The 3,194-nt window shown below is 58.5% G+C and carries 4 protein-coding genes; 2 read left to right on the top strand and 2 right to left on the bottom strand.

The window, feature by feature from the left end; translation table 11 throughout:
* Positions 1-525 precede the first annotated feature (525 nt).
* A complete protein-coding gene (locus tag ABX749_RS27270; RefSeq protein ID WP_372898805.1) occupies positions 526-1,104 on the top strand; it encodes a hypothetical protein in 579 nt (192 codons plus the stop codon).
* Between the two features lie 113 nt (positions 1,105-1,217).
* Here ABX749_RS27270 and ABX749_RS27265 read toward each other — a convergent pair whose 3' ends face one another.
* The gene (locus ABX749_RS27265) at positions 1,218-1,388 is read right to left on the bottom strand and encodes a DUF2256 domain-containing protein (RefSeq protein ID WP_372898804.1); all 171 of its coding nucleotides are present in this window, start codon (positions 1,386-1,388) and stop codon (positions 1,218-1,220) included.
* A 57-nt stretch (positions 1,389-1,445) separates the two neighbouring features.
* The gene (locus tag ABX749_RS27260; RefSeq protein WP_372898803.1) at positions 1,446-1,769 is read right to left on the bottom strand and encodes a cupin domain-containing protein; all 324 of its coding nucleotides are present in this window, start codon (positions 1,767-1,769) and stop codon (positions 1,446-1,448) included.
* Positions 1,770-2,123: 354 nt separating this feature from the next.
* Between ABX749_RS27260 and ABX749_RS27255 the strand changes: the two genes are divergently transcribed.
* A partial coding sequence (locus tag ABX749_RS27255) for an OPT/YSL family transporter (RefSeq protein WP_372898802.1) occupies positions 2,124-3,194 on the top strand: 1,071 nt, incomplete at its 3' end.

Here is a 3,194-nt window from a genome sequence, read left to right as displayed (position 1 = left end):
TGGCGATAGTGCCGCACTTCCTTCTCGATCTGACGCGACTTTCGTTCGATGTCACTGGCCAAGTCGTCGATGTGCCGGTAGGTGTCGGCGAAAGCAGACGGGGAAACGAACGCGGCGAGCAATCCGAAAGTGGCAAACGTTTTTGAGAGAAGGGTCATTGAAGGGGGCTCCGTGAAAAGTGTCCAAACCAGCGGAACCAGTTTCCGCTGGAACGAGACAAACGCAGCCGGCGTGCCGAGAGCCGATCGAAAGGCCAAAAATGCATGCAAAACCGAGGTTTCACCCCATGTTTCACGGTGTTTCAAAAAAAATTGATTCGCCAAGAAAAACCCCGGACCAGCCCAGGCGCAGTCAGACCGATAACACCTCGCCGATCACCGAGTGACACCATTCTGACGTCACTCGTAGTCAACCGGACTCCTCTCGAGGGCGATCGCGGATTCCTGTAACACCGCCCCCGCTGTTTCGCTTGGAGTTCTGGACAGGGCGTCTGTCTTTCCGAACCCCGAACCACGAGCGGTGACCATGAAACCCTTTCTCTGCATGTCGTTTGCTGTGATCCTGACCTGCCTCGGCTCAATGGCTCACGCCGAAGCCCCGCGGGGCGACTCCATCCAGCCGATCACCACGGTCAAGCCAGACGTGATCGCCGCCGAGCCCACGATCTCCAGGACCGCATTCCTGGACATGATGTACGACTACGAAGTCTATTCGGCTCCGGATGTCACCGGGCAAACCGAATTTGTCATCGTCGGCCGCGACGCCGACACCGGCACCTGGGACTTCATTCACCGCTTTCAGTGGACCGGCAGCGTGGACCACGGTTCATGGTCGGACATGGGCGTTTGGAAATTCTCCAGCTGGTGGAGTGCCCACCATGCCGCCGAGAACCAAATCGAAGATGGCAAAATCACCGATTACGAAATCATCGAACAGGCCGTCCAGCCGCAGTGGAGCTACGAGGCGACATTCGCCAAGCGTGCACAAGCGGAAGACTTTGCGGATGAAATCGAATACTGGTCCAACGAATTCGGCGTGCCCCACATCACCAAGATCGTGCCGATCCACACACTTACCTTCTCAACGTCACGAACACTCCGTTAGCCAGTGGTGTGCGTATTTGATCTGTGCTTCACGCGACGCCTTGGCTGCTGCTGATGGCCAAGGTCGCTGATGGCCAAAGTCATTGGGATGTTGACGCGGTCATCACCTAGGCATCACGGCGGAGTCTGCGCCGAATCAGGAGCCAACGTTCGCGCCTGACGACGGCACTTCTCGCTGCAGTACTTCACGTTATCCCAGCACTTGGCCCACTTCTTCCGCCACGTGAAGGCTCTTCCGCAGCGTGCGCAGGTCTTTTCGGGCAGGTTCGGTTTCTTGTGCGACATTGGTGCTGTCGTGATTGAAGCGAAAGTTCCTGCGGAGAAGATTCCGTATCTTCCCACCTACTTCTTTTTCAGCAACAGCAGCAACATGATCACCGGCGACTTGGCCTGGACGCTGTGTTTCAAACCGGGGGCCATGTGAATCCAGCCTCCCGGCTGTGCCTGGACCGTTTCCTCACCGAGCGTGAGCGTGGCTTCGCCTTGGATGAAATGCAAGATCGCCGGCATCGACGCGGTGTGCTCGGACAGTTCCTGATCCTTTCCAAACCCGAAAATCACGGCCTTCACGTCGTCATCGTTGTGCAATGTGCGAGTCAGAATACCATCGTCAGGTGGCTCGACCTCTTGGGCCAAATCGGTCAGGTGCGTGAAGTTGTAGCTCATGGGAGAGATGATTGCCGGAAGAGTGATCTGGGCGACAGGAACCGTTGTGCTGCAAGTCTACCGCAAAGCTGCCTTGCTGCGCTATGCAATCTGGTGGGTGCCCCTGGCAATGAATCACGACTGCACGGCAACGCTGTGAAGCATTCATTCCCTGCGTTCGACGAGGTGTTAGCGGCAGGGCGCAAGCCCTCCGGTCTCTCATCGTTCCCGAAACACCGGAGGGCTCGCGCCCTACCGCTAAAAAATGCTTCACAGCGTTGCCTGCACGGGTTGATGACGGACATAACTTGCGACACGAATCAGATTGCAATAGGCTGATGCCACTTCATGCCGCCCCAGGAGTTGTGCTGGCCGATGTCGGACTCTGATTCTCAACAAGACGCCCGGTCGATTCCCAGTGCGGAGGGGTCGATCCCGGTGCGCCACGGGCCGTACCCCGAGTTCACTTGGACGGCTGTTCTGGTCGGATGGGCGATCGGTGCGTTGATCGCGGTTTCGATCGGCTACGCCGCGCTGATCCTGGGGTTTGCAATCGAAGGCTCCGAGTTGGCGGCGATTCTCGGCTGGGGCGTCTTGCGCGGCGTGATGCGGCGGACCAGCATCGTCGAAAACAACATCAACCAGACCATCGCGTCGGCGGTCAACGGCGCCTCCTCCGGCATCATGTTCTCCGTGCCGGCGTTGTTCATCCTCAGCCGCACCGAAGGCTTTGAGTCGGTCGCGAATTTCAACACGCCGCTGATGATCTTGGCCTGCATCACCGGCTGCGTGTTGGGATTGGCGTTTGTGATTCCGCTCCGCAAGCAGATGATCGACTTTGATCGCTTGGCGTATCCGGGCGGGATCGCCGTCGCCACAATTTTGAAATCACCGGGCGCGGGGGTTCGCAAAGCCGTGTTGCTGCTCGGCGGAGCGTTGCTCTCCGGCGTCGCCCATTTATTGGTCCTGGCCTTGATGGGCGAAGACCGCGACTGGCACGCGGGCACACAATTCGGATTGCCGGCGATGTTGAACATCAGTTTCTATCTCTCCGTGATGACGATCGGCGTCGGGTACCTTTCAGGTAAAGGCGGGTTCTGGTTCGGTTGCGGCGGGTTCATCTGCTACCTGTTGCTCTCACCGCTGCTGAGCCAATTCGGCAGCGAAGGCGTTGCGGCGATGGTGTCCTCGCCCGATCAAATGCGTGGCGTCCTATACAAGCCTTTGGGGATCGGCATGCTGATCGGTGCCGCGGTCGGCGGCATTGTTGCAGCGTTTCCGCTGATCGCCAGCGCGTTCAAGTCGATGCACGCGGCGGGTCAGCAGAAAGACTCGGGCGTAACCGCCTACAACGACGAGATGCCCATTCGCTTCTTGTACGCGGCGATCGGGATCGGGCTGTTGGTGATGGTCTTGATCGCCTTCACGTCGGTGCCGGAGATGACG

Source organism: Stieleria sp., from assembly GCF_041595215.1.
GTDB lineage: Bacteria > Planctomycetota > Planctomycetia > Pirellulales > Pirellulaceae > Stieleria > Stieleria magnilauensis.
This window is presented reverse-complemented; position numbering and strand designations above follow the sequence as displayed.

Coding starts and splice junctions, on each gene's coding strand:
- ABX749_RS27260 (WP_372898803.1), bottom strand. CDS start 1,769: ATGAGCTACAACTTCACGCACCTGACCGATTTGGCCCAAGAGGTCGAG.
- ABX749_RS27270 (WP_372898805.1), top strand. CDS start 526: ATGAAACCCTTTCTCTGCATGTCGTTTGCTGTGATCCTGACCTGCCTC.
- ABX749_RS27265 (WP_372898804.1), bottom strand. CDS start 1,388: ATGTCGCACAAGAAACCGAACCTGCCCGAAAAGACCTGCGCACGCTGC.